The 25,177-nt window shown below is 63.3% G+C and carries 24 protein-coding genes; 14 read left to right on the top strand and 10 right to left on the bottom strand.

Going from position 1 to position 25,177, the window contains the following annotated elements; all coding sequences use genetic code 11:
* The first annotated feature begins 8 nt into the window (after positions 1-8).
* Entirely contained in the window at positions 9-1,457 is a 1,449-nt protein-coding gene (locus tag AC07O2_RS22940) for an efflux transporter outer membrane subunit (RefSeq protein ID WP_495234531.1), read from the top strand.
* A 75-nt stretch (positions 1,458-1,532) separates the two neighbouring features.
* A complete protein-coding gene (locus AC07O2_RS22935; protein WP_495234530.1) occupies positions 1,533-2,738 on the top strand; it encodes an MFS transporter in 1,206 nt (401 codons plus the stop codon).
* 156 nt (positions 2,739-2,894) lie between these two features.
* Here AC07O2_RS22935 and AC07O2_RS22930 read toward each other — a convergent pair whose 3' ends face one another.
* A complete protein-coding gene (locus AC07O2_RS22930) occupies positions 2,895-3,806 on the bottom strand; it encodes a LysR family transcriptional regulator (protein ID WP_495234529.1) in 912 nt (303 codons plus the stop codon).
* 125 nt (positions 3,807-3,931) lie between these two features.
* On the opposite strand from AC07O2_RS22930, the gene AC07O2_RS22925 reads away from it, so the two are divergent.
* The 5 genes from AC07O2_RS22925 (at position 3,932) to trhA (ending at position 7,294) form a co-directional block, all read left to right on the top strand.
* The gene (locus AC07O2_RS22925; RefSeq protein ID WP_495234528.1) at positions 3,932-4,684 is read left to right on the top strand and encodes an SDR family oxidoreductase; all 753 of its coding nucleotides are present in this window, start codon (positions 3,932-3,934) and stop codon (positions 4,682-4,684) included.
* A gap of 154 nt (positions 4,685-4,838) precedes the next feature.
* Positions 4,839-5,516: a glutathione S-transferase family protein gene (locus AC07O2_RS22920; protein WP_495234527.1), complete on the top strand. Its 678-nt coding sequence runs from the start codon at positions 4,839-4,841 to the stop codon at positions 5,514-5,516.
* A 129-nt stretch (positions 5,517-5,645) separates the two neighbouring features.
* Entirely contained in the window at positions 5,646-6,059 is a 414-nt protein-coding gene (locus AC07O2_RS22915) for an MmcQ/YjbR family DNA-binding protein (RefSeq protein ID WP_495234526.1), read from the top strand.
* Complete coding sequence (locus AC07O2_RS22910; RefSeq protein WP_495234525.1) at positions 6,056-6,412, top strand: TfoX/Sxy family protein; 357 nt, start codon at positions 6,056-6,058, stop codon at positions 6,410-6,412. Before AC07O2_RS22915 ends, AC07O2_RS22910 begins: the two co-directional genes overlap by 4 nt.
* Before the next feature lie 246 nt (positions 6,413-6,658).
* Entirely contained in the window at positions 6,659-7,294 is a 636-nt protein-coding gene (gene trhA / locus AC07O2_RS22905) for a PAQR family membrane homeostasis protein TrhA (protein WP_495234524.1), read from the top strand.
* A gap of 56 nt (positions 7,295-7,350) precedes the next feature.
* Here the strand turns inward: trhA and AC07O2_RS22900 are convergent, their stop codons facing one another.
* The 7 genes from AC07O2_RS22900 to AC07O2_RS22870 all read right to left on the bottom strand — a co-directional run bounded on the left by AC07O2_RS22900 (position 7,351) and on the right by AC07O2_RS22870 (position 14,423).
* A complete protein-coding gene (locus tag AC07O2_RS22900; protein WP_495234523.1) occupies positions 7,351-9,246 on the bottom strand; it encodes a family 2A encapsulin nanocompartment cargo protein cysteine desulfurase in 1,896 nt (631 codons plus the stop codon).
* Between the two features lie 15 nt (positions 9,247-9,261).
* The gene (locus AC07O2_RS22895) at positions 9,262-10,191 is read right to left on the bottom strand and encodes a family 2A encapsulin nanocompartment shell protein (protein WP_495106361.1); all 930 of its coding nucleotides are present in this window, start codon (positions 10,189-10,191) and stop codon (positions 9,262-9,264) included.
* Positions 10,192-10,270: 79 nt separating this feature from the next.
* Entirely contained in the window at positions 10,271-10,540 is a 270-nt protein-coding gene (locus AC07O2_RS22890; RefSeq protein ID WP_495097727.1) for a helix-turn-helix domain-containing protein, read from the bottom strand.
* Positions 10,537-11,457 carry a serine O-acetyltransferase EpsC gene (gene epsC / locus AC07O2_RS22885; protein WP_495097728.1) on the bottom strand — a complete coding sequence of 307 codons (921 nt, stop codon included), beginning with the start codon at positions 11,455-11,457 and terminating at the stop codon, positions 10,537-10,539. Before epsC ends, AC07O2_RS22890 begins: the two co-directional genes overlap by 4 nt.
* A complete protein-coding gene (locus AC07O2_RS22880) occupies positions 11,457-11,933 on the bottom strand; it encodes a rhodanese-like domain-containing protein (protein ID WP_495234522.1) in 477 nt (158 codons plus the stop codon). The genes epsC and AC07O2_RS22880 overlap by 1 nt, the downstream gene beginning before the upstream one ends.
* 148 nt (positions 11,934-12,081) lie before the next feature.
* Complete coding sequence (locus AC07O2_RS22875) at positions 12,082-13,203, bottom strand: sigma-54 interaction domain-containing protein (protein WP_495234521.1); 1,122 nt, start codon at positions 13,201-13,203, stop codon at positions 12,082-12,084.
* Entirely contained in the window at positions 13,200-14,423 is a 1,224-nt protein-coding gene (locus AC07O2_RS22870; RefSeq protein ID WP_495234520.1) for an acyl-CoA dehydrogenase family protein, read from the bottom strand. Before AC07O2_RS22870 ends, AC07O2_RS22875 begins: the two co-directional genes overlap by 4 nt.
* A 324-nt stretch (positions 14,424-14,747) precedes the next feature.
* On the opposite strand from AC07O2_RS22870, the gene ssuD reads away from it, so the two are divergent.
* Positions 14,748-15,911 (top strand): FMNH2-dependent alkanesulfonate monooxygenase, encoded by a 1,164-nt coding sequence (gene ssuD / locus AC07O2_RS22865; protein WP_495234519.1) that lies wholly within the window; start codon positions 14,748-14,750, stop codon positions 15,909-15,911.
* Positions 15,908-17,098 carry an acyl-CoA dehydrogenase family protein gene (locus tag AC07O2_RS22860; protein WP_495234518.1) on the top strand — a complete coding sequence of 397 codons (1,191 nt, stop codon included), beginning with the start codon at positions 15,908-15,910 and terminating at the stop codon, positions 17,096-17,098. The genes ssuD and AC07O2_RS22860 overlap by 4 nt, the downstream gene beginning before the upstream one ends.
* A gap of 15 nt (positions 17,099-17,113) precedes the next feature.
* Here the strand turns inward: AC07O2_RS22860 and AC07O2_RS22855 are convergent, their stop codons facing one another.
* Both AC07O2_RS22855 and AC07O2_RS22850 read right to left on the bottom strand, forming a co-directional pair.
* Positions 17,114-18,466 carry a HupE/UreJ family protein gene (locus AC07O2_RS22855; RefSeq protein ID WP_495234517.1) on the bottom strand — a complete coding sequence of 451 codons (1,353 nt, stop codon included), beginning with the start codon at positions 18,464-18,466 and terminating at the stop codon, positions 17,114-17,116.
* Positions 18,466-19,812: a DUF3500 domain-containing protein gene (locus AC07O2_RS22850; RefSeq protein WP_495097734.1), complete on the bottom strand. Its 1,347-nt coding sequence runs from the start codon at positions 19,810-19,812 to the stop codon at positions 18,466-18,468. The genes AC07O2_RS22855 and AC07O2_RS22850 overlap by 1 nt, the downstream gene beginning before the upstream one ends.
* Before the next feature lie 403 nt (positions 19,813-20,215).
* Between AC07O2_RS22850 and AC07O2_RS22845 the strand changes: the two genes are divergently transcribed.
* The 5 genes from AC07O2_RS22845 (at position 20,216) to AC07O2_RS22825 (ending at position 24,929) form a co-directional block, all read left to right on the top strand.
* Positions 20,216-21,580 (top strand): ABC transporter substrate-binding protein, encoded by a 1,365-nt coding sequence (locus tag AC07O2_RS22845; protein ID WP_495234516.1) that lies wholly within the window; start codon positions 20,216-20,218, stop codon positions 21,578-21,580.
* A gap of 1 nt (position 21,581) precedes the next feature.
* Positions 21,582-22,478 (top strand): carbohydrate ABC transporter permease, encoded by an 897-nt coding sequence (locus AC07O2_RS22840; RefSeq protein ID WP_495234515.1) that lies wholly within the window; start codon positions 21,582-21,584, stop codon positions 22,476-22,478.
* 19 nt (positions 22,479-22,497) lie between these two features.
* A complete protein-coding gene (locus tag AC07O2_RS22835) occupies positions 22,498-23,385 on the top strand; it encodes a carbohydrate ABC transporter permease (RefSeq protein WP_495234514.1) in 888 nt (295 codons plus the stop codon).
* A gap of 7 nt (positions 23,386-23,392) precedes the next feature.
* Positions 23,393-24,541, top strand: a complete 1,149-nt coding sequence (locus tag AC07O2_RS22830; RefSeq protein WP_495106353.1) for an ABC transporter ATP-binding protein — start codon at positions 23,393-23,395, stop codon at positions 24,539-24,541.
* Positions 24,542-24,785: 244 nt separating this feature from the next.
* Positions 24,786-24,929: a hypothetical protein gene (locus tag AC07O2_RS22825; RefSeq protein ID WP_495097739.1), complete on the top strand. Its 144-nt coding sequence runs from the start codon at positions 24,786-24,788 to the stop codon at positions 24,927-24,929.
* The last annotated feature ends 248 nt before the right edge of the window (positions 24,930-25,177 follow it).

Raw genomic sequence — 25,177 nt, 5'->3', positions numbered from 1 at the left:
GAAACACCATGACATTCTTTAACCATGCATTGGCACCGCTGCTAGCCGCCCTGGTGCTGGCCGGTTGCGCCAGCGTCCCCGCAGTGGACCCGGTTGCCATCGCCGCCGCGCCCGCGGCCTTCAAAGAAGGCGCGCAGTGGACGGCCCTGAGCCCGGCCGAAGCCCGCGACCGCGGCACCTGGTGGAAGGCCTTTGCCGACCCCACGCTGGACACGCTGGTCGAACGCGCCAGCCTGCACAACACCGGCATTGCCGAGGCCGCCGCCCGCCTCGCCCAAGCCCAGGCACTGCTGCAAAGCAGCCAGGCCGACAAATCGGTACAGCTAGGCCTGGGCGCGGGCGCCACCCGCCAGGCCGGCGCCAATACCACCAATGGCAGCGTACCCAGCACGCTGATCAGCGCCAACGCGCAGCTGTCCTATGAGGTGGACCTGTTCGGCAAGCTGGCGCGCGCCACCGACGCCGCCAGTCTGGACGCCCAGGCCCGCGCCGCGCTGCTGCAGAGCACGCGTCTGCTGGTGCAGGCCAATGTGGCGCAGACCTATTTGTCGCTGCGGGCGCTGGATACCGAGCGTGCCCTGGTGCGCGCCACGGTGGATGCCTACCAGGACACACTGCAGCTCACACAAAGCCGCTTCCGCGCCGGTGACGTAGCCGAGCTGGAAGTGGTGCGCGTGCAGACCGAGGTAGCCGCCACCGAGTCCGATGCCTTGGCGCTGGACCGCCAGCGCGCCACGCTGGAACATGCGCTGGCCGTGCTGGTGGGCGACGCGGCGTCCAGCTTCCACCTGGATACGTCCGACTGGCGCACCGCCCTGCCGGTGATACCCGCCGGTGTGCCCGGCACCGTGCTGGCACGCAGGCCCGACGTAGCCGCCGCACAGAGCAATCTGCTTGCCGCCCAGGCCCGCGTAGGCGTGGCGCAGACGGCATGGTTCCCCAGCGTGTCGCTGACCGCCGCCGGCGGCTATGCATCGCCCGAGCTCGGTGACGTGTTCAAGTGGTCGGCCCGCGCCTGGGGCATAGGGGCCTTGCTGTCCATGCCTTTGCTGGATGGCGGTCGGCGCGAGGCCGGCGTGCAGGCCGCCAATGCCCAACTGGACGGTGCCACCGCCCAGTACCGTGGCCAGGTGCTGACAGCGTTCCAGGAGGTAGAAGACCAGCTGTCCGCCCTGCGCCTGCTGGACCAGCAAGCCCAGGCGCAGGACCGTGCAGTGGCGTCGGCCAGCCGGGCCACAGTGCTGTCCGATTCGCGTTACCGCAATGGTCTGGTCAGCCAGCTGGACCTGCTGGAGGCACGCCGCAGCGAGCTGCTCAACCGCCGCCAGGCCTTGGGTGTGCGCTCTGCCCAGTACCAGGCCACGGTGGGGCTGGTGCGTGCACTCGGCGGCGGCTGGGATGCAGCCAACAAATCCGCCGTGGAAGTGGTGCCACCGGTGCTGGCGAAAACGCTTTAAGTCCCCAGCATTCAAACAAAAAATGGCTGCAGCGCAATCAATACCTGCGCTAGCAGCTATTAAATAAATAGCAATATGCATCCATCCACATCTTCTGCCGCCCCGCGCGGCCTGGCCGGCGGGAACCCGCCCAGCCTGGCCCGCAACTGGTTGGCCGTAGGCTCCATCGCCGTGGGCACTTTCGCGATGGTGACCACCGAGTTCCTGCCCGTAGGCCTGCTGACCGATATCGCGGCGGACCTGCAGGTGTCGGTAGGCCATGCTGGCCTGATGGTCACCGTGCCCGGCTTGGTGGCGGCCGTGGCCGGCCCCGCGCTGATCGTGGCCTCGGGCCGGCTGGACCGGCGCCTGGTGATGATCGCCCTGACCGTGCTGCTGACCCTGGTCAACCTTGTCGGGGCACTGGCACCCAGCTTTGGCGTGATGCTGGCCGCACGGGTGCTGCTGGGCATCTGCGTGGGCGGCTTCTGGACCTTTGCGCCGGGCATAGGCAGGCAGCTGGTACCGACCGCCTCGCAAGCGCGCGCCATGGCCATCATCCTGGCGGGTATTTCGGTGGGCACGGTGGCAGGCGTGCCCACCGGTGCACTGCTGGGCAGCCTGACCGGTTGGCGCAGCGCCTTTGCCACGACGGCGGTGCTGGCCGCGCTGGTGACGCTGGCCCAGTGGTGGCTGCTGCCGGCCCTGCCCGCCGCGCGTGCATTGCGTGCGGCAGACCTGCTCAAGCCCCTGCGGCTACGCATGGCGCAGGTCGGCCTGCTGGCCATAGCGTTCCTGATCGTGGGGCACTTTGCCGCCTACACCTACCTCAAGCCGCTGCTGGAGAAGGTCTTCGGGCTGGAACCCGCCGTGGTGGTCGTCTTGCTGCTGGTCTACGGCGTGGTGGGCATTGCCGGCAACTTCATCGGCAGCAAGCTGGTGGCGTGGAACCTGCGCCTGGCCTTGATCGCACCGGCGGTCCTGCTGGGAATGGCATTGCTGGCCGCGGCAGTCAGCGGCCCCGGCGCCGTCAGCGCCGACATGGTGGTGGCCGCCTGGGGCCTGGCTTTTGGCGCGCTGCCGGTGGCGCTGACCGCCTGGATGATCCAGGCCGTGCCCGACGCGCCCGACGCCGGCCAGGCCGTGCTGGTCAGCGTGCTCCAGATCGCCCTGGCCAGCGGCGCGCTGCTGGGTGGGCTAATGGTGGATGGTTTTGGCGTGCCCAGTGCCATGGTGCTGGGCGGGCTGATGGCCTGGGCTGCGGCAGCTGTGCTGGGCCTGTTCCGCAATAAAAACATGTAGAACCTGTTCAGAGCTACCGCATAGCGGGCACTACACCGTGAGTACAATGACGACCTTAAGCAGGCGGTCACGATGGATAACAGCTACAGAGTCAGTGCCAATAGGGTATTGGTTAGCCGCTCTTAGAACGTGTTCGCGATCTCTTTGCAATTGAGCTTACTCGCGAACGTTGAGTGCCGGAACCCTCGAAAATGCTTCGGCGATGAAATCCATGAAGACGATGGCCCGCTTCGGAAGAAGTCTGTTCGCCACATAAATGATTTGTATCGGCACAGGCGGGGCGTCATATTCTGTCAGCAGCAATTGCAAATTCCCGTTCTTCAGCCCGTATTCGAACAACCATTCCGGGCCAAGGCCGACCCCTAGCCCCGCGTTGACAGATTCGCGTGCGGCCTCGGGTGAGCTGACCCGAAGCCTGCCTGTGACCGGAACTTCGATATCCCTGAAACGCCAGGTGGCACCAGACGACAGCAGGGTGTAGACCACGCAATCGTGCCCGCGTAGATCGTCGGGAGCAGCGGGGACTCCGCGTTTGGCTAGATATCCTTTGCTGGCAACGCACACGCGTTTGAACAAACCTATGCGGCGCGCGCGCAGTGCGCTGTCTTCCAAGTGCCCGATCCGAATCGCGAGTTCAGCCCCCTCATCGACCAGATTCACGTAGCGGTCATTGGTCTGGAGGTCCAGCGTCAATCCTGGATAGCGCTCCAGGAAGGCGGGCACATGCGGCAACACAAATGCATAGCTCAGCGCGGTCGGACAGGCAACCCGCAGTAATCCGGAGGGGTTGACGTTCTCCCTGAACGACGACTCTGATTCGTCCACGGCGTCAAGAATTCGCCGGGCTTCCGCGTAGTAGCGTTCCCCCTCTGGTGTGAGGGCAAGCTTGCGCGTCGACCGGTGCAGCAGCCGCGTTTGCAAATGGTCTTCCAGTGCCGCCACATAGCGGCTGACGTTTGGCTGGCCTAGCCCCAAGTCGCGGCCCGCAGCGGAGAAGCTGCCCGTCTCAACGGCACGGGCGAAGCATGTCATCAACAAAAAGCGGTCCACGTGAAATCCTTTATTCATGCAATTGAAGCATGAAACATATTCAAATATACGATCTTATTAAATTTTAGGCATGAGTGCATAGTTCTCCCCACGGCAGGTTAGCCAAGGTTGGTTGACCCCGAATCATCTACAGGAGAACTTTCATGTCCCGCTTGCAAGGCAAACGTACTCTCATCACCGGCGGCACCAGCGGCATTGGCCTGGAAACGGCCAAGCAGTTCCTCGCCGAAGGCGCCCGCGTCATCGTCACCGGCGTCAATCCGGATTCCATCGCAAAGGCCCAGGCGGAGCTGGGTAGCGAGGTCCTGGTACTGCGCGCTGACTCTGCCAGTGTGGCCGCGCAGAAGACGTTGGCGCAAGCCGTCCAGGCGCACTATGGCCAGCTCGACATCGCCTTTCTCAACGCCGGCGTCTCCGTCTGGTTGCCGATCGAAGCGTGGACGGAAGAAATGTTCGATCGCTCGTTCGACATCAACGTCAAGGGGCCTTACTTCCTGATCCAGGCACTGTTGCCTGTTTTCGCGAACCCCGCATCGGTGGTGCTCAATACGTCGGTCAGCGCGCACGTCGGCGCGGCGAATTCGTCGGTTTATGCCGCGACCAAGGCCGCGTTTCTGAACATGTCGAAGACGCTTTCGGGTGAATTGCTTGCGCGTGGCATTCGCGTCAACGCCGTCAGTCCTGGCCCGGTTGAAACGCCGCTGTACGACAAGATGGGCATTCCTGAGGCCTATCGCGATCAGCTCAACAAGGACATCGCCGCAAGCATTCCGTTTGGTCGCTTCGGCACGCCGGAGGAAGTGGCCAAGGCGGTGCTGTACCTGGCTTCCGACGAGTCCCGATGGACGGTCGGCTCCGAAATCATCGTTGACGGTGGTCGCACTCTTAACGGCTAACTGGATGGGCACTCGCAGCAGCATCCATCCTCTATTCCAAGATCGCAAGCAGATCGACAACGAGGGGGACCTCTTGAAGTCTCAAAATTAAGATCTGTGCGAGACGCCTGCTCCATCTCCGTGGAGCTGGCTTTATTTTTTAGGGCATCTTCCAATGTCACAAATACAGCTGACACTTATCAGCCATCCCCTATGCCCCTTCGTTCAGCGGGTCGCCATCGTGTTGCACGAAAAGAGGATCGCCTTCGATCGGGTGAATGTTGACCTTCACGCCAAACCAGACTGGTTTCTTGCCATATCGCCAACGGGCAAGGTTCCATTGCTCAAAGTTCTACACACAGACGAGCGCGAGTCCGTTCTCTTCGAGAGCGTGGCGATCTGCGAATATGTGGAAGATGTGCAACCCGCCCCAGCATTGCACCCTGCGGATGCGCTACTGCGTGCTCAACATCGTGCGTGGATTGAATTCGCTTCTGCCACCTTGACCGATGCATGGGGATTTCTGAACGCCTCCGACACCGAGACAGCCGGTGTCAAAGCTGCCGCTTTCAGGCAGAAGCTGGAGCGGTTTGAGGTCGATATGTCGGACGGTCCTTATTTCGCTGGAGAAGGCTTCAGCATGGTCGATGCTGCAATTGCCCCGGTCTTTCGCTACTTCGACATTCTTGACTTCGAGTCCACCCACCCTGTGTTTGATGGGTTGAACCGGGTAGCAAATTGGCGTTGTGCTTTGGCTCGGCGCCCAAGCGTTGAGGCGGCCGTGGCGGAAGACTATGCCACCCGGTTCCGCAGGCATTTGCAGGAAAAAGACGCACTTTTGGCGGCAGCATAGAGGGGCGACGCACTTGTTTGCATCGGACTTCGAAAAGCTGTTGTAGACCGAAGCGGCATGGATAATCGTAAAGGTGCTCCTCTGACGAAAACACGCTAGTCCTACAGGCTCATAGAGAAAGGTGTTCGTATGAACGTGGGCGATTCCGGCGACCAGAGGTCAGGCACAAGAAGCCTTTCGAAGCGCCAACTTCAGCCGCTGGCTAAAGAAGTAGCGGCATCACTGCCCGGTGTGAGCAACGGCCGCCCATTCGTGGAAAAGCTGGACGTGTACAAGGTCGGCGGCAAACTTTTCATGATCGTCACCGATGATCCCGACGAGAGGATCATCACACTAAAAGCCGATCCAGACCATGCAAGTGCGCTGCGCGATCACTTCCAAACGGTGACTTTTGGACGCTACCCGGACAAGGGGCACTGGATCTCCATAGGCGCAGGCCGGGGTATCACCCCGCGGTTGATTACGGAACTAGTCAAGACTTCCTACCAGTTGGTGGTGCAAACGCTGCCGGTACGTAATAGGCCAAAGAAGGACAGTGTGTGAGCAAGAGCCAGCAATCCCAGAAAACCCAAGCACTTGCAGACCATTACGTAGATCAGCTCTCGTCCTGGGCAAAGATTACGACACGGCCTCTTTTCGGTGCCGTTGCACTCTATCGACAAGATCATGTCTTTGCCATGGCTTGGCATGGAGGCCTCTACTTCAAGGTTGATGACGATTCGCGCAAGAACTACGAGGCTGCGGGTTCCCATGCCCTAGGCTACGTGAGCGAGGGCGAACAGCATGCGCTGAAGTCCTACTGGGAAGTGCCTGCTGACGTGGTTGAAGATCATGAGCAACTGCAGCAATGGGCCGAGCGAGCGTACTGCGCGGCAGTCAAGAGCACAAAGCGCTGATTCACGGCAATGGCGCTCCCCGCCGATCCGCTCATGGCCTGCAGAGAGAATTGATTACCGAACTCGGGCGGTTTCCCTCGATACACTGACTCCGTTGAAACAGGTCGGCAAGCTGAGGTCCGTGCACTTCCAGTTCTCGACTTGGTTGCTATGCAACCGGGCGAACCATTCACTCACGGTGCAGTTCAAGCATTAGTCACCCGGTGCTTCACAGTGCAGTAACAGGGTCGGTGTAAAAATGCTGCAATGCAAGATCGAATCCAAACCCTGGGCGAGGAGATCGCCAATAGCGTAAGCCACGGCGTGGGCCTGCTGGCAGCCTTGGTAGCAGCGCCCTTTTTGATAGCGGCGGCCAGCCAGCTGTCGGCCGCCAACCTGGTGGGCGCCATCGTCTTCGCCGTGACCATGGTGCTGCTGTATGCCGCGTCCACGCTGTACCACGCCCTGCCGCAGGGCCGGGCCAAGCGTGTGTTCATGAAGCTGGACCACGGCGCCATCTATCTCTTCATCGCCGGCAGCTACACGCCGTTTGCACTGGGCGCCTTGTCCGGCCCCTGGGGCTGGACGCTGTTCGGCCTGGTGTGGTCGATGGCGGTCATGGGCGTGGCGCTGAAATCCTTCAACCGCTTGACGCACCCCTGGCTCTCCACCGGTCTGTACCTGGCCATGGGCTGGCTGGTGCTGATTGCCGCCGTGCCGCTGGTGCAAAACGTGCCCACCATGGGCATTGCGCTGCTGGTGGCCGGCGGCCTGGCCTACACCCTGGGCGTGGTGTTCTTTGCGCTGGACCACAAGGTGCGCTACGCCCACGCCGTGTGGCACGGCTTTGTGGTTGCTGGCACCGGCTTCCACTTCTTCGCGGTGCTGAACTACTCCTCATAAAAAAAGAGCTGCCAGCGCAGGTAGTACCTGCGCTGGCAGCTCTTAATTCAATAGCATCAACCGTTGCGGCGGGCCGATACCAGGCGTTTCACCACCGTGACCAACAGGTCGATCTCGGCAAAGGTGTTGTAGAAGGCCAGCGACGGCCGCACCGTGGTCTCCACGCCCATGCGGCGCAGGATCGGCTGCGCACAGTGGTGGCCGGTGCGCACGGCAATGCCCTCCTCGTTCAGCGCTTTGCCGACCTCTTCGGTACTGTAGCCGGCCAGGGTGAAGGACATCACACTGGCTTTGTCGGCTGCGGTACCGATGAGACGCACGCCGGGAATCGCGCCCAGCTGCTGCATGCCGTAGACCAGCAACTCGTGCTCGTAGCGGGCGATGTTCTCAATGCCTACCTTGTTCACATAGTCGATGGCCGCGCCCAGGCCTACCGCGTCGGCGATGTTGCCAGTGCCGGCCTCGAACTTGTTCGGGATCGGCTGGAACACGGTCTTCTCGAAGGTCACGTCGGCAATCATGTTGCCGCCACCCTGCCAGGGTGGCATATCTTCCAGCACCTCGAGCTTGCCCCAGACCACGCCGATGCCGGTCGGGCCGAACACCTTGTGGCCGGAGAACACGAAGAAGTCGGCGCCGATGTCCTGCACGTCGACCCGCATGTGCGAGATCGACTGCGCGCCATCCACCAGCGCCTTGGCGCCGGCGCGGTGCGCGAGTTCGACGATTTCCTTCACCGGCACCACGGTACCGAGTGCGTTCGATACCTGGGTCACGGCGACGATCTTGGTCCGGTCATTCAGCAGCTTGCGGTATTCGTCCAGCAGCACCTGGCCTTTGTCGTCCACCGGGATTACGCGCAGCTTGGCGCCCTTGGCGGCAGCCAGCTGCTGCCAGGGCACGATGTTGGCGTGGTGTTCCAGGTTGGAGACGATGATCTCGTCGCCTTCGCCCACATGCTGGCCGCCCCAGCTCTTGGCCACCAGGTTGATGGCCTCGGTGGTGCCGCGCACGAAGATCACCTCGTTCACATCCGGCGCGTTGATGAACTTCTTCACCCGCTCCCGCGCGCCTTCGTAGGCGTCGGTAGCGCGGGCAGCCAGTTCATGGGCGGCGCGGTGGATGTTGGAGTTCTCGTGCTCGTAGAAGTAGGCAATGCGGTCGATCACCGACTGCGGCTTGTGCGTGGTCGCGGCGTTGTCGAACCACACCAGCTGCTTGCCGTTGACCCGCTCCTGCAGGATAGGGAAGTCGCGGCGCACGGCATGGACGTCGAAGGCCGGATGGGCCGAACCGGCATACGCAGGTACGTCATTGCGGCCGGCTTTGGCGGGGGTGACGTAGCCATTCGGCAAGGTCACCGCATCGACAAAATAGAACGCTGGCGTGGTCTGCGGCACCGGTGGCGTCGGCAAAGCAGTGGGCCGCGCTGCATCGCTGGGCGGTGCAAACGGCAAGCGGCTCAGGGCGTCCAGGCTGGAGCCACTGTCTGGCGCCGACGGCGCTGGATGGCCAATGTCGGGACTCAGAAAGTAGTACGGCGACGCGCTTTCAGGTACGCCCAAGGCGGCACCGCCGATGCGCGGCTCATAGGCGGGTAGCTCGCTGGCCACCCGGTCCGGCAGGCCGTTACCGGCCTGTGCATGCGGTTGCAAGGCCGGAGCCCGGTTGGCCAGGCTCAGCACCGAGGTGGGCGATGCCGGGATCAGGTTGCTGCCCGGCACCTGGCCGATGGGAATCGGCGTGCCCGGTACGCTGGGGCCGAAGCCGGCCGGGCTGGCCAGCGGCGAACCCGGCGGCGCGATATTGCCTGGCGCTTGCACGCCTGGCACACTGGCCAAGGCGGGCGACTCGCCCGGCAGGGCCGAGAACAGCGCAGTCGCCATGCGGGCCAGCGTAGCCGGGTCGGGCAGGCCCGCTGGCAACGTAGGTTGGGGGACAACGGTAGTCATAGGGACAGTACCGCTTTACTTGTAGGTGTCCGGATAGTCGTGGTACTTGCCGATTTCCACATCGTCCAGCACGGCCAGCGCGTCGGTGGTCAGCACCGCCAGCGAGCAGTACAGCGAGATCAGGTACGAGGCAATCGCCTGGTCATTGATGCCCATGAAACGCACCGACAAGCCGGGAGCCTGTTCGCCTGGCAGGCCGGGCTGGAACAGGCCGACCACGCCCTGGCGCTTGTCGCCCACGCGCAGTAGCAAGATCTTGCTCTTGCCATCGGCCACCGGCACCTTGTTGCTAGGGATCAGCGGAATGCCGCGCCAGGTGATGAATTGCGAACCGAACAGGCTGACGGTAGGCGGCGGCGTGCCGCGGCGGGTGGCTTCGCGGCCAAAGGCGGCGATGGCCAGAGGGTGGGCCAGGAAGAAGGCTGGCTCTTTCCAGACCTTGGTCAGCAGCTCGTCCAGGTCGTCGGGCGTGGGGGCGCCGGTCAGCGGGAAGATGCGCTGCTCGTCCGTCACCTGGGCCAGCAAGCCGTAGTCGGGGTTGTTGATCAGTTCGCTTTCCTGGTTTTCCTTGATAGTTTCGATGGTCAGGCGCAGCTGCTCCTTGATCTGGTCATGCGGGCTGCTGTACAGGTCGGAGATGCGGGTGTGCACGTCGAGGATGGTGCTGACGGCATTCAGGAAGTATTCGCGCGGCTGATCTTCGTAGTCCACAAAGGTGCGCGGCAGTTGGTTCTCCGACTGGCGGGCGGTGCAAGTGACCTTGATGGACTCGGGGTTCTTCACCTTGTTCAGGCGGTAGATGCCGGCTTCCACCGGCGTCCACTGCAGCAGGTGCGTCAGCCAGCGCGGCGAGATGGTTTCCAGCTGGGGCGCGGTTTTGGTCGCGTTGGCTAGCTGGCGCGCGGCGCTGTCGCCGAGGGTACTGAGGGTCACACTGGTGCTCATCGAGAAACTCCGTTAGTAAAAGGAAAAGGAAACAGGTAAGAAGCAACGGCCCGCAGTGTCAGATGCCCATAGGCATCCATCAACATGCTATAGCCGTCAAACGCAAACCCTGCAGTGCGCGCCGCTCGGTCAGGCGATCGCAATCGGCCATCAACACGGGCAATGAAACGCCCAGCGCACTGGCCAGTTTTTCGGTGGTGACGATGGAGGCAATCGCGCGGCCCCGCTCGATCTCACCCACATAGGATCGGTTCAGGTCCGCATGCTCTGCCAGTTGCTCCTGCGACCAGCCACGGCCCTCGCGCAACTGCCGCACGGCCAGGCCCAGGCTTTCGACGATGGCACTCATGCAGCGAACCGAGCGGCCTGGGGCACCGCACGCGGCTCCTGCCGCGAATTGGCCTGGGTTACATGGGCGCCGGGCGGTACGTCCTGCGTGACCCACACATTGCCGCCGATGGTGGCGCCCTGGCCCAGGGTTACACGGCCCAGCACGGTGGCACCGGCATAGATCACCACGTCGTCTTCCACGATGGGGTGGCGCGGCTGGCCTTTTTCCAGGTGGCCCTGGGCATCGGTATGGAAGCGCTTGGCGCCCAGCGTGACGTTCTGGTAGAGCCGCACGCGCTCGCCTATGACGGCGGTTTCGCCAATCACCACGCCCGTGCCGTGGTCGATGAAAAAGCCGGCGCCTATGCTGGCACCGGGGTGTATGTCGATGCCCGTGGTGCTGTGCGCCAGCTCGGCCACGATGCGCGCCAGCAAAGGCAAGCCCTGACGGTACAGCTGGTGCGCCAGACGGTGGTGCACCATGGCCAACACACCGGGGTAGCAAAGCAGCACCTCGTCCACGCTGCGTGCGGCCGGGTCACCATGGAAGGCGGCCAGCACATCGCTGTCGAGCAGTCGGCGTATCGCAGGCAGGGCCAGTGCGAACTGCTGCACCACCTGGGTCGGCTGGGTGCCTGCGGGCACGCCCTCCACCAGACGCAGCTCCAGGCGCACCTGCGTCAGCAATGCATGCAGGGCCGCATCCAAGGTATAGCCTACGTAGAAGTCTTCGCTCTCCTGGCGCAGATCCACCGGGCCGAGGCGCATGGGAAACAGCACACCTTTGAGCGATTCCACAATACCTGCCAGCGCGTCGCGCGACGGGAACTCGCGGCCACCGGGCTCGCTGGAGCGCTTTTGTGCCGCCCGCCATTCGCTGCGCACGCCATGCAGGGCCTGCACCACGCTGCTGGTATCAAACACAGGGCCAGCCATCAGTCTTGCACCCAGGGTAGTTGGTGAAAGCGCCAGCCGTCACTGCCGCCGCGGTGCTGCTGCGCGTCGATCTCGCCCTCAAAACCTTCCAGCACATTGAATACCGTCGTAAAGCCGGCCTTGGTGGCGGCTTCCGCGGCCAAGGCCGAGCGCTTGCCGCTGCGGCACAGCAGCAAAACCACGGCCTCCTTACCACCTACCAGCTTGGCCTCCAGCTCGCGCACAAAACGCGGGTTACGCGTCAGGCTGGTGCCGGTGGCCCAGGGCACGTGCACGCTACCCGGCACATGGCCCACAAACTTGCGTTCTTCGAAGGTACGCACATCCACCAGCTGCACCTGCTCACCAGCCAGCAGCTGCCATGCCACCTGGGGAGAAACGCCTCCGGCGTACGGCAGGCCGGCAGCGCGCGCCAAGGCTTGCGCAGCAGCCAATTCGGGGGGGAGGCTGATCACATCAGCGGTAGCGGAAGACATAGCAACTCCTGTTCTAACAATCACCGTGCGCCTGCAAAAACCGTCTGCAGGCATCTTTGTGGAGCCACTTTATGGCGATAGCCACCAAAGGCGAACTACTAAAAAGTCAGTTCTAAACACGAAAAACATCTATAGAGCCAAAGCCAGCTCATTTCAGCGCCGAGATCTCCCGGCTCTTGATCAAGCGCGAGCGCAAGATGTTGCGGCTGATACCCAGCAGCTTGGCGGCCTGTACCTGGTTGCGGTGGCAAAAGTCGAAGGCCGTGCGCATCACCGTGTCTTCGATCTGCTCGAACAGGTTTTCGTGTGGCTCGTTGAACAGCTGACGCAACACTGCCTCTAGCGCCTGCTGCGGCCCTTCAGCGGCCGGCTCGGCCTCGTGGTTGCGCCGTTGCAGGCCCAGGGTGGACATTTGCAGATCGTCGGCACCCAAGACATCGTGGCGGCAGATCAGCAGGCCGTGGTGAATCACGTTTTCCAGCTCGCGGATATTGCCGGGCCAGTTGTGTTCGCGCAGCTTGCGTTCGGCGCTAGGGTCCATGCGCACCGGGCCGTAACCCAGGCGGTTACGGTATTCCTCTATGAAGTGCCGCGCCAGCGGCAGGATGTCGCCCGGCCGCTCGCGCAAGGTCGGCAGGGCCAGCTGCACCACGTGCAGGCGGTAGAACAAGTCTTCGCGGAAGTGCCCGGCGGCCACCGCATCCTGCAGGCGCACATTGGTAGCTGCCACCACCCGCACGTCTATGGGTATGCTCTTGCGCGAGCCCAGGCGCACCACCTCGCGCTCCTGCAAGACACGCAGCAGCTTGACCTGGATGGACAACGGCAGGTCGCCAATTTCATCCAGGAACAGGGTGCCGCCATTGGCCGCTTCAAACCAACCCGTCTTGGCGGTAAACGCACCTGTGAACGCGCCCTTCTCATGGCCGAACAGCTCGCTCTCCACCAGCGTTTCCGAAAACGCCCCGCAGTTGACGGCCACAAACGGGCGGCCACGCCGGCTGCTCAGGTCGTGCACATGGCGGGCAATCAGCTCCTTGCCCGTGCCGGTCTCACCGATGATGAGCACGTTCGCATCGCTGGGCGCCACCATGCGGATGCGCTCCAGCAAGGCTACCGAGAGCGGGTCTTCAAACACCTGGGCCGTGGCGCGGATGGAGGTGGTGTGCTTGCGCGGGTCGGGCAGCGTCAGCAGGCGTGGCGCATCCCAATCGGCGTCCGACTCTTCGGTGGCAGACACACTGTACACATGGCGGGAGTAGGAGTTCATGAGTAAAAGCTCGGCACAGGAAATTGCTGTTTGAGGGCCCATTCACCGATCTCGCGCAGCTTGTAGGCCACGGGATCGTGCAGGGTGTGGGTGCGCAGGTTGCGCCAGTGGCGGTCCAGCCGCAGGCCGCCGTGGGTGGCGCGGGCGCCGGCCACATCGAACATGCGGGTACAAATGTCCAACCCGGTATGTGTGGCAGCCACCTTGGCCGTCGCCACCGCCAGCGCCACGTGGCCGCGCTCGGATGTGGTCAATGCATCACCGCGCTGCCAGGCTTCGTCCAGCCGGTCTGCCGCGCGGTCGGCCAGCACGCGCACCGCCTCCAAACCCACCCAGAAATCACCATAGTGGCCCAGCACATAAGGATCTTCGTCCACATGGGCGACCTTGGCCGCATGCCAGGGCCGCGACTCCTGTAAGGTGTAACGGCGTGCATCGCAGAAGGCCGCCTCGGAGATGCCCAGATAGACGTTCGCCAGAATGAGCTGGGACACCAGTGGGCGCAGGCAGGCAAAAGGGGTGGACAGAGGCCCGGGGTCCAACAACATCTCATGCTGCTCCACCCGCACCTTCTCGAACGTGACGCTGCCGCTGTCCGTCTGGCGCTGGCCGATGTTGTTCCAGTCTGGCGCCACCGAGATGCCGCTGCGGCCAGTGGGCAAGGCCGCCACCAACAGCGCACCGCTGCCCTCCTCGCGCGCCGAAGCGACCAGCATCTCGGAGTCCAGCGCACCCGAGCAAAAGCTCTTCTGCCCGGTGAACTCACGCCAACTGCCTTGCACGCTGCTGATGGTGCGATCGTCCAACGGGTTCAGCGCGTTGCCCCAAAACCAATGGCGGCGCGCGGTCTGCTCAAACCAGGGCTGCCACTGTTGCGGCCGGGAAAACAAGCGCACGGTGGCCAGCATCAGATGGTGGAAGCCAAACACATGGGCCAGGGAACTATCGGCCTGGGCCAATTGCCGTACCGTGTCCAAGGTCTGCCGCCAGCTGGCGCCCATGCCGCCAAACTCCTGCGGAATGCTCAGTGCCAACAGGCCGCTGGCACGCAGGGCATCACGCTCGGCCTTGGGTGTTCCGCCGCGTGCATCGCGCTCGGCCGCGGTTGCGGAAAAAGCCTCCACCAGGCTTTGCACGGTGTGCGGCCCAGCAGACAGATCGGGCACGCCATCCGTTTCACAACTGTCTGGTGCCATCTGCACCGTTGAAGCAAGAGCCACGATCGGAAACCTCGGTTGCTGCGGTCAAAACAAGAGACTGCAAAGTGTCTGAACACCAGCAGCGGCAGCAGCATTGCTGCTCTGCCAACATATTCTGTGGGCTGCAAGGGCTCGCGCTTGGAAGGGTTTCGCATATGCATACACGGCCTGCTTCTGAGCCAGCAGACTGGCGCTGCACCACCCGCAAAAACCCAGCACAACTGGTGATGCACTGCTGCCACAGCAGCACAAAGCAGGTGAATCCAGCAAGCTGCACAGGTACTGGGCACTGGCACGCTATCTGCTGATTTAACTAATTGATGAAATCCACTCCAAAGGCATTGCATGCAGATCTTCTGGTTTCTTCCCACGCACGGTGACAGCCGCTACCTGGGCACGGCGCATGGCGCGCGCACCGTTAGCCACCACTATCTGCGCCAGGTGGCGCAGGCCGCCGACGAGCTAGGTTTTGAAGGTGTCTTGATACCCACCGGCCGCTCTTGTGAAGACTCGTGGGTAGTGGCGGCATCGCTGGCGCCTTTCACCGAGCGCCTGAAATTCCTGGTGGCGATACGCCCCGGCATCATCTCGCCCACCGTGTCGGCACGCCAGGCCGCCACACTGGACCGCTTCTCCAACGGCCGCCTGCTGATCAATGTCGTTACCGGCGGCGACCCGGACGAGCAGCACGGCGACGGCAGTTTTTTGACGCATGCCGAACGCTATGAAGTGACGGACGAATTCCTGCGCATCTGGCGCGGCGTGGCGGCCGGCGAAACCGTCAACTTCAGTGGCAAACACCTGCGTGTGGAGAACGCCAAGACCCTGTACCCGCCGGTGCAGAAGCCCTACCCACCGCTGTGGTTCGGTGGCTCATCCGACGCAGCGATTGCCCTCGCCGGAGAACAGGTGGACGTGTACCTGACCTGGGGCGAGCCCCCGGCCGATGTGGCCGACAAAATAGCCAAGGCGCGTGCCGCCGCCGCCCAGCACGGCCGTACCCTGCGCTTCGGCATACGCCTGCATGTGATCGTGCGCGAAACCAGTGAGGCCGCCTGGCGCGCGGCGGACGAGCTGATATCCCACGTCACTGATGAAACCATTGCCGCAGCGCAAAAGGCCTTCGCACGTTTCGACTCGGTGGGCCAACAGCGCATGGCTGCGCTACACGGCGGGCACCGCGACAAGCTTGTAGTCTCACCGAATCTGTGGGCCGGAGTGGGCCTGGTGCGCGGCGGTGCAGGTACGGCGCTGGTGGGCAGCGCCGAAGAGGTGGCGGAGCGCATCAAGGAATACGCGGCACTGGGGATCGAGACCTTCATCTTCTCGGGCTACCCGCATCTGGAGGAGTCGTACCGCGTAGCAGAGCTGCTGTTCCCCTTGCTACCATTGGCCCACGTGCGCCCGGCCGGCACCGCCAACCTCACCGGCCCGTTTGGCGAAGTGATTGCCAACGACATCGTGCCGCCGGCATCACGCGCACCCAAGCCAGAGGAGACGACTGCATGAAGCATTTCCGGTCCGAAACAGGCAACGCGCACGCGCCCTGGCAAACCCAGGTAGAAGCCGCCACACAGGCTCTGGCCGCCACCGCCGTGGAGCGCGACCAACGCGGCGGCACCGCCAAGGTCGAACGTGACCTGCTGCGCGCCAGCGGCCTGCTGGGCCTGAGTATTCCCAACGCACTGGGTGGCCTAGGGGCCACCTGGCAAGAAACGCTGGAGGTGGTGCGCCAGTTCGCGCGTGTGGACAGCTCCGTCGCCCACCTGTTCGCCTTCCACCACCTGCTGCTGGCCACCACCCAGTTGTTTGGCAAACCGGCACAGTGGCAGCCCTGGATAGAGCAAACGCTGGCGCAACACTGGTTCTGGGGCAATGCTCTGAACCCGCTGGACAAATCCACCCGCGCCGAGCCGCAAGACGGGGGCTACGTATTCCACGGGCGCAAAAGCTTTTGCTCCGGTGCCAGCGATTCGGACATGCTGCTGGCCTCGGCGCTCGACCCTGCAGGTCGCCTGTTGATAGCCGTGGTGCCCACAGGGCGCACGGGTATCACCGTGCTGAACGACTGGGACAACATGGGCCAGCGCCAGACCGACAGCGGCAGCGTAGTGTTCGACCAGGTCGAGGTGCGCCAGACCGAGCTGCTGACCGACCCCGGCCCGCTCTCCACCCCCTATGCCTGTCTGCGCCCGCTGCTGGCACAACTGATACTGGCCCATATCTACCAGGGCCTGGGCGAAGGCGCACTGGCAGAAGCACGCCAGTTCACCCTGCAGCAGGGCCGGCCCTGGATGGCATCCAGCGCCACGTCTGCCAACCAGGACCCCTACATCCTGGCGCACTATGGCGAATTCTGGCTGGGCCTGGAAGGCGCGCGCGTGCTGCTGCAGCACGCCGCCCTGGCCTTTGATCAGGCCTGGCAGCGTGGCACGGCCCTGACCGAAAGTGATCGCGGCAGCGTCGCCATCGCGGTTGCCGCAGCCAAAGTCGCCACCACCCGCGCCAGCCTGGACGTGGTGCACAAGATGTTCGAAGTCACCGGCGCACGCGCTACCACCGCCGCCCTGCGGCTGGACCGCTACTGGCGCAATCTGCGCGTGCACACCCTGCACGACCCGGTGGACTACAAGGTGCGCGAGCTGGGCGACTGGGTACTGAACGAGCAGTTGCCCAAGCCCAGTTTTTATTCCTGAGAATGTGTCTGCCTTCTAAGCCCGCTGGGACAACACCTTGCCCGCCCCACGGCGTGACCGAGACCACAGCTGAAGACCGACCAGCCCCCCGCTGGCTAGGCACAGCGCCACGGTGAACCAGACTGGCGGCGGTGCCAACCAGCTCACCACGGGCTCCAGTGGGTTTGCAAGACCCAGCGCACGCTCCAGAATCCAAGCTATGGCAAAGGCCGCAGCACATCCAGCACCCACGCCAGCCACCACCGCATAGCGCTTGGTGCGACCCAGCGCCAGCAGAAGCGGCAGAGTGACGGCAATCACCAGCAGCTGCATGGATTCGATCCCCAGATTGAAACCCAGCAAGCTGAGCGCCAGCGTTGTTCCATCAAAGTCCAGACCCGACAGCATCTCCGCAAATGCCAAACCGTGTACCAAGCCAAACGCCGAGGCAACCCACACCTCCCGCCCGGCAAACACAGGCCGCCACACGTGGATGCAGGAAACAAGAATGGAGACAGCCACCAGGATCTCCACCATACGTGTCGGCGCCGCAATCCAGGCCGCGGACGCCAGCGCCAAGCTGATTGAATGGCCCAGCGTGAAGCCGCTGACGATACCCACAATGCTGCGGATACAAGCCCTGGCGCTTTTGCGCTCTCTCCACCGTCCGCCAACTGCGACCATGGGCGCACTGAACAGCAGGGCCAGCAAAAACAACAGGTGATCCGTTCCCTCGGCAATATGCGACATACCTAGCGAGAAGAGATGGCGAAAGCCTTGCCACCAGCTGCCGCTGGAGCCATCCACCTGGATATGCGTGTTGCCAAAACCTGCCGTGGAAATCAGCATGGGCTTATCGCCCAGAAGGCCATTGCGGATGTCGCGCCTGACGTAAATCAGCGCCTCATGCGATACGACTCGCTGCAAGATGACGGTGTAGTCCAGCGCAAAGACTTCCGTCGAAGTGCCGCTGGGGGCCTGCATCCGGGCATGCACCACCAGCCAATCGTTGCTGCTCCAGTTGGCGTTGTCGGTGGTCCGGATGGCCAGGGAATCGATATGCCGCGCATACGCCCGGCCATCGCTACTGCGCAGCTGGAGTGTGTCCTGAAGATATTGCTCGATCCGGGCTCCGTACTGCGGGACTACGGTAGCAGGATGCGCAGCGAGCGGAAGTGACAGCGCCGCTCCCAGCTCGCTCAGAGGCAGTTGCAGCTCCATATCGACAACGTCTCGACCAAGGTCCAGCATCACAATGCTGGGCGGCACATCGTGCGCCCATGCCGGATGCAGCCCCCCGATCAGGCACAGCGCAAGCAAGCTCGCCGACAGCTTGCGTAGCCACGCGCCCAGCCCCCTGGGCGCAGCCATCCATGCCGGGCTGCCCATCAGTTGCTCAACTGGTTGTAGTAGTCATAGGACTTGTCACGGAACATCATGTGGTAGTGGGTCTGGCTGGAGATCACGATGCCGTTCTGCACCGCGATTTCGATCCACACGCGTGGGCCGTCGATACGCATATAGGTGCCATTCGCAGACACATCAGGACCCGAGCTGCTGAACGAACCCGACGAGTTGGCCCAGGCCACATAGGTGCTGCCGTAGCCCGCCTGGTAAGCAGACAACAGGCGGCTGGCCGTGGTGCTGTCGTAGTCGTCGGTGAACTCTTCAATGGCCGCGCTGACGTAGGCCTGCAAGCTTGACGACAGGCTGGACACCAGCACACCCCGGTTGCTGAGCGCGGCGACGGCAGTGAATTTGGTGGTGACGTTCGAGTAGCTGCCGGTATTGGCTTCCACCGGGCCGATCAGAATGTCCGAGAACGTCGATCCCGAAAGAAAGGCGCTGTTCAGCGTGGTGCTGTCCATGCCACTGAAAATGGACACCATGGCCGCAGCCTTGTTGGCCAGCACCTGGTAGGTCCCCGAGCTGTAATAGTTGTAGCTGGTGTGGCTGTTCGAAGCGAACGATGTGCGCGGCTCCACGCCGATGTGGTGGGGCGTGGGATACGAGCAGGCGCCATTGAAGTTGATGTTGAACGCCATGTGGTGCCCGCCCAGCATCAGGGTCCAGGAGCCGGTTTGCGACGGCGTTCCCACCACCGCCACGTGGTACAGATCGGCACCGTAGCCGCTGGCGTTCTTTGTGTAACCCAAATAGTCGTCTGCGGCCAGCACCCCTTGAAAGTCGGTGTATCCCGCCGTACTGAGCGCGACCGAAGCCAGTGCGTTGAATGCAGAAATCTGGCTGGAAGTGCTCAGCTGCGAAAGCGTGATGCCAGGCCGGCTAAAGCTGATGGCGCCCGGCGGCAGATTGGACCAATTGGTCTTGTAGACATTGAGCTGTGCCGTCGTATAGGACGACGCGCTATAGCTTGCCGACGCGGTAAGCGATGTTCCCAACGCCGTCTCGAAGGTGGAAATGGCGCTGAGCACGCTGTCCACGTATGTCGTATCGCAGGAGGCCGTCGTGGTGCTGGTCAGCGTCAAAGTGGCCGTACTGCTGGTCGTGCTGCCACCACTGTTCGAAACAATGACGTAGTAGCTACCAGCATCGCTGCTGCTGGCGCTGGAGATGGTGTACGTGGAGGAAGTGGCCCCGGAAATCGCACTGGAGTCCTTGTACCACTGGTAGCTCAGCGTGCCACTACCACTGGCCACCACCGAAAACGTTCCCGAGCCACCCGATGCAAGCGACAAGGAACTGGGCTGCGTGGTGATGCTGGGGGCAGACACCGCACTGGTGCTGGAAGAGCTGGAGGAATCCGAGCTCCCCCCTCCGCCGCAACCAGGCAGCGCTGCGCAGCCTAGGGATAGCAAAAGAACCAGGGCCAAGTTGGGCGTTTTTCCAAGCATCTCTTCCTCCGTTGTTTCGGCGGAATTTACAACATTAATGGGAATTTTTCCCATTAATGTTGTAAAGAAGTATGCATCACCTCCAGCAGCCCACGTGCTTATGCCGCAGCAATCTGTCTGCACCGTGCTGCAGACACAGCAGGCTCCAAGCGCAAATATTTCCTAAGCCGTTGATTCATAAGTAAAAAGCTCTTGGCATGGCAATCGCTTATATGCAATACGCAGCAATCTTTTTGCAGCTTCTACGCAGATGGCATATCAAACCAATTACCGCAAGAACACCATGGATTCCAAAGACTTCACCCCCTTCAACCGCCGCCGCTTCCTGGGCACGGCATCGGCCCTGGGCGCAGCTGGCGTGCTGGCCGCCTGCGGCAAGGACCCGGTGCCTGTAACGGCCGCGCCGGCATCGGCACCTGCCCCCGCAGCAGATGCCAAGAAGTACGCAGGTCAGTCGCTGAACCTGCTGTTCAACCAGCCCCACGCCGTGGCCGGCAAGCTGCTGGCCGAAGAGTTCGAAAAGCTGACCGGTGCCAAGGTCACGGTCACGCCCGTGCCCTATGACCAGCTGCATGCCCAGGCCACGCTGGACGTGCAGTCCGGTGCCCACCAGTTCGACGTGATCGATTATTTCTACCACACGCTGGGCGCACTGGTGGCTGACAAGGTGGTGCTGGACGTGACCGACTGGATAGAGCGCGACAAAGCGCAAATCCAGCCAGCCGACTTCCTGCCCTCGCTGTACGACACCTACACCCTGCGCGATGGCCGCCGCTGGGGCCTACCGTATGACGGCGATACCCATGTGCTGTTCTACAACACGGAAATCTTCGCCCGCCACAAGCTCGCCGCGCCCAAGACCTGGGAAGACTACTACCAGGCCGCCAAGCTGATCACCGAGAAGGAGTCGGCCAACGGCATCTACGGCGCGGCCGTGCAAGGCTTCAAGATTCCGGTGATCGTGGGCTCGTCCTATGCCAACCGGTTGGCCGGCTTTGGCGGCAGCTTCTTCACCGCCGATGGCAAGCCCGCGCTGACCAGCCCCGAAGCGGTGGCCGCCGCCGAAGAGCTGCTGCGCATCGTGCCCTATGCCCTTCCCACCCCGGCCGAGACCGCGTTTGAACACGCTCTGCCCGCCTTCCTGTCGGGCAAGGCCGCGATGATCGACTTCTGGACCGACCTCGGCGTTACCGCGCAAGACCCCAAGTCTTCGCAAATCGTGGACAAATGGTCGCTGGTGCAACTGCCCGTGGGCGGCAAGAACACCACGCCGCGCGCCGCGCTGAACGCCGGCTTCGGCCTGGGGATCACCACCGGCACGCAGAAGACCGAGCTGGCCTGGGAGTTCGTCAAATGGGCCACCAGCAAGGACATCTCGCTGCAGCAAGACGTGCTGCCCGGCAGTGGCATCGACCCCAACCGCACGTCCGTTCTGAACCACCCCGACTACATCAAGGCCGCGCCGCTGCTGCAGCCCCAGCTGAAGGCCGCCATCGGCAACGCACTAGCCTGGCCGCTGCAGGCGCAAAGCCCCAAGCTGATGGACGCACTGACCGAGCAGCTGGCGCTGATCGTGGCCGGCAAGAAAAAGCCCAAGGACGCCCTGGCTTCAGCCCAAGCCAGCTGGGAACAGTTGCTAAAGGCCTGAGGTGAGCACTAGGTCCGCCACTGCCCGCCTGCTGCGCGCCAGCCCGCTACTGATGCTGACCCCGGCTAGCTTTGGCCTGGCGGTGGTGTGCATCGTGCCCGGCCTGTACACGCTGGCGCTGGCTTTCACGCATTCCAGCCTGGGCCAGCCGCTGGCGGCCTGGAGCGGGCTGAGGAACTTCAACGCCCTGTTCCAGAACCCGGAGTTTGCCCAGACCTTGCTGCGCACCGTGCTCTACGCCCTGCCCGCCAGCTTCATCCAGCTCAGCCTGGGCTTGCTGATCGCCCTGCTGCTGCAGGCACTGCGCCAGGGCCAGTTCGTGCGCAGCCTAGTGCTGTTGCCATTGATGACGCCGCCGGTACTGGTAGGTGTGGCTTGGAAGCTGCTGCTGGCGCCTGCGGGCGGCCTGGTCAACGGCACGCTGCTGCGCCTGGGCTGGATCGCCGAGCCGGTATCGCTGCTGGGCTCGGACAGCTGGGCCCTGCCGGCCCTGGCGCTGGCCGACACCTGGCAGTGGCTGCCGTTCGTGGTCATCCTGTGCTTTGCCGCGCTGCAGACCCTGCCGGCCGATGTGTTTGAGGCCGCCGCACTGGACGGCGCGGGCACGCGCGGCATCTTCTTGAAAATCACTCTGCCGCTGCTGGCACCCGCGCTGCTGGGCATCTTCCTGCTGCGGGTGGTGATGTCGCTCAAGACCTTTGACCTGGTCTACATCCTCACCGCGGGCGGTCCGGGCCGTGCCACCGCCCTGGCCAGTTACGAGGTGTGGAAGACCGGGCTGCAAAACTTCGACATAGGCGCAGCCGCCGCGCAAACCCTGCTGTTCTCGTTCGCCGTGGCCGCCGTGACCTGGCCCATTCTGAAAGCCCTGCAATGGGTGGAACGCCGCACCGGCTGACACCGCACCTGGAGCCCCCATGTCCTACCTGCCCAACACGCCCACCGCCACGCTGCCACTGTGGCAGCTACTGCCCAGCCTGAAGAAGCTGCGCCTGCCCTGGCCACGCCAGCGCATCTGGCTGCGCGCCGCGCTGCTGGCGGTGCTGGCCTTCTTCATTCTGCCGCTGGCCTTCCTGGTAGCCACCTCGTTCAAGACGCGGGACGAGGTGCTGTCCGGCCAGTTCCTGCCCGTGCACCCCACGCTGGCCAACTGGCCCAAGGTGTTCGAGATTGCGCCGCTGCACTGGCACCTGCTGAACTCTCTGGCAGTAGCGGTGCTCAGCGTGCTGGTCACGCTGACCCTGGCCGTGCCGGCGGTGTACGCGGTGGTCAAGCTGCGGCGCGGCCCGCTGCTGGCCGGTGCGCTGCTGTCGAGCTATGTGGCGCCGCCGGTGGTGGCGCTGCTGCCGCTGTTCTTTTTGCTGCGCCAGCTGGGGCTGAACAACAGCATCGTCGGCCTGGGCCTGGTGGACGGGCTGATGAACGTGCCGGTAGCCTTCTGGCTGCTGCGCAGCTTCTTCAAGCAGATACCACTGGCGTTGGACGAGGCTGCCTGGCTGGACGGCGTGGGCTACTGGCGCACGCTGTGGCGCATCAACCTGCCGCTGATCTGGCCCGGCCTGGTGTCCACCGGGTTGATCTGCCTGATCCTGTCGTACAACGAATTCCTGCTGGCCTCGGTGCTGAACAGCCGACCCGATATGCGCACCATCACCGTCGCCATCTCGCTGTTCCAGGGCGAGCGCATTGTCAACTTCGGCCAGATGGCCGCCGCATCCCTGGTCGGCATTGCGCCGGTCTACCTGCTGGCGCTGGCTTTCCAGAAATACCTGATCGGCGGCCTCAGCGCTGGCGCCAGCCGTTAGAAATCCTATGGCAAACATCCACATCACCGGCCTGCACAAGGCCTATGGCGACACCGCCGTGCTGCACGACATCCAGCTGCAAATCCCCGAAGGCGAATTCGTCGTACTGGTCGGCCCTTCTGGCTGCGGCAAATCCACCCTGCTGCGCGCCATCGCCGGGCTGGAGACCACCGACCGGGGCAGCATCGCCTTCAACGGCACGCCGGTAGACCACCTGCCACCACAGCAACGCCGCGTGGCCATGGTGTTCCAAAGCTATGCGCTCTACCCGCATATGACGGTACGCAACAACATGGCCTTTGGCCTGCGCGAACAGCGCGCGCCCGAGGCGCTGATTCAGGAGCGCATCGCCAAAGCATCTACCGCCCTGCACCTGGACGACTACCTGGAGCGCTATCCGCGCCAGCTCTCCGGCGGCCAGCGCCAACGCGCGGCCATGGGCCGGGCCATGGTGCGCGAGCCGGTGGCCTTTTTGTTCGACGAACCCCTGTCCAACCTGGACGCCCAGCTGCGCGTGCAAATGCGCGCCGAGATCCGCGCCCTGCAGCGCCAGCTCGGCACCACCACCGTCTACGTCACCCACGACCAGGAAGAAGCCATGACCATGGCCGATCGCATCGTGGTGCTGCGCGCCGGCCGCATCGAGCAGGTGGGCAGCCCGCTGGCGCTGTACGACGAGCCGGCGAATGAATTCGTGGCCCGCTTCATAGGTTCGCCGCCGATGAATATGCTGGACGCCCGCTGGTCCAGCCACTGCCTGGCCCTGGGCCGTGGCCTGCTGCTGCCCGCGCCGCCCGGCCACACCGGCCTCGAAGGCGCCGCCGTGCGCCTAGGCGTGCGGCCCGAACATCTGCTGCTGTGGACTGGCGACACCCCGCTGCCGGCCGACGCACCCCGGCTACGCCTGCGCGTGCACAGCCTAGACCACCTGGGCGCCGCCACCGAGCTATATGGCAGCGTGGTCGGCGCGGACGACCCAACGCCCTGGCTGGCCCGCTTAACCGGCCGCTACTTCGCCCAAGCGGGGGACGAAGTCACCCTGACCTGGGACCTGGAACGCAGCCGCCTGTTCGACCCGCGCAGCGGCCTGCGCTGGCCCGCGCTGGATGCGCCCAGCCGCTACCGGGATACGGCGGCGTTGCAGATATCTGCATAAAAATGGCTGTAACGCAGGTCGCACCTTCGCAAACAGCTATTAAAAACATAGTAATTCGCCCTTTGAAGATGGCAAAAATCGCCGCGTGTGTGAAAGCGGCGCTTGGCATATAGCCCGTGCCTGCTTGCCGGGGCGGTAGTACTACGTAGGCACAAGCGATAGTATGCAATCCGCACATCTCTTACATAATTTGTACACAATCCGGCGCAAAAGTGCGCTAGGTAGTAAGCAGATTGGCGGACACATGAAGCAGACCAAAAGTACCAAGTGGCGTATGGCAGCCATCATCATTGCGTGCATCGCGGCCTATGCGGCACAAGATGATGACGCCAGCATCGCCAAAGGAAACTCCCTGACTGCACAGTACACAGCGGCAAACCCGCGCTAGCAAGTGCCCGGGATGTCACGGGCTTCCGAGTCTGCCCAGGAACGCGAATGCGCACTGATCCGCAACGCAAAGCGGCACGCACAGGTCTGATTTTTGGTTTGCGTCACCTGTCCGGCCCACGGGCACGATGCTGGCTTTTCGTGTACAGCCGTGCTGCAAATAGTCACGTAAGAAAAAGCCTCTAGCGCAGGCAGCATCTGCACAAGCAGCTATAGAAAATATAGTATCCCACTGAGCGGCTGCGTATG

This window comes from Rhodoferax sp. GW821-FHT10B06, assembly GCF_059415605.1.
Note: the sequence above shows the minus strand (reverse complement) of the source record. Positions and strands in the feature narration are given on the sequence as shown.